Consider the following 1,283-nt stretch of genomic DNA (forward strand, 5'->3'; position numbering starts at 1 on the left):
CCGATGTCAGCAACATGACCAACGACCTGCGCCTTAGCCGCGTATGGAACCTGGGTGGTGGTGATTTGACGACAACCACAGGCCTGTATCGCTCCAGCCAGAACTTTGTGTCAGAGAATGGCTTTATGACACTGTTTCAAGATGTCGCTGGCGATGGCCGGTCGGTTCCGTTGAACCTGACGACAGCTACCGGGCTCACCGTCACTGATAACGGTGTGTTGATCTATAACACCCCTTCAGGCGGTGGTGGTATGAAGAACCAAGACGTGACCTATCAAGTCACGGCACCTTTTGCCTCGCTCAATTACCAGAAAGGCAAGATCGCCATTGGCGGCTCGGTGCGCTGGGACAACAACCGCGTGCGCGGCAATATCATCAATGACCGCGCCACCGCGCGGATTGACATCAACGGCGATGGCGTGATTTCCATTCCAGAAAACCGGGTGGGCGTCATTCCGGCCGGCGTGACATTCCCGGTCAATTACAGCCACGATTATCTGTCTTATTCGGTCAGCGCGAACTATCGCATTGCAGAACCTTTTGCGATGTTTGCCCGCTATAGCCGGGGCGGTCGGGCCGGGGCTGAAAAGCTGTTGTTCACCCCTGCGGTCAGCACGGTGACCGGCGACCTGACCAATAGTGCCTCAGGCAATGACACTGTGAAGCAGGCAGAAATCGGCCTCAAGTATCGCAACAATGGCATCGTGCTGAATCTCACCGGATTTCATGCAAAGACGGACGAGACAAATTCGCAATTCAGCACAGACCCCGCCACCGGCCTGACCAGCGTAGCGGTTGTGACGCGGTCCTACACGGCATATGGTCTTGAATTTGAAGGTGCAATTCGTCGCGGCCCGTTCAGCCTGACTGCCAATGCAACCTATACCGAAGCCGAGATCAGCAAAGCGGAAACCCCGGCGCTGGAAGGCAATATCCCCCGGCACCAGCCCAAGTTGCTGTTCAGTCTGCGCCCGCAGTTTGATAGCGACATGTTCTCGGTCGGTGCCAATATCCAGGGCAACACCAAAAGCTTTGCGCAGGACGTAAACCAGTTGCGGCTTCCCGCCTTTACAACTGTCGGGCTGTTTGCACAGTTCCGCCCTATGGATCGGGTCGAACTGAGCGTCAACGCCAGCAACTTGTTCAATGAGCTGGCTATTGTTGAAACGCTGGAAGGCACCCTGCCTGCATCAGGCGTGGCGATGGCCAAGACCATGTATGGCCGCACCGTCTCCACCTCAGCCCGCTTTTTCTTCTAACAGGCTGCTGAAAAATCCCACGGT

Annotated in this window: 1 protein-coding gene; it reads left to right on the top strand. The window is 56.1% G+C overall.

The features are described 5' to 3' along the window. On the top strand, nucleotides 1–1,259 hold a 1,259-nt coding region (locus QU44_RS16940), incomplete at its 5' end, for a TonB-dependent receptor domain-containing protein (protein ID WP_033923587.1). Nucleotides 1,260–1,283 lie beyond the last annotated feature (24 nt).

The organism is Sphingomonas sp. 37zxx (assembly GCF_000786205.1).
Classification (GTDB): Bacteria; Pseudomonadota; Alphaproteobacteria; order Sphingomonadales; family Sphingomonadaceae; genus Sphingomonas.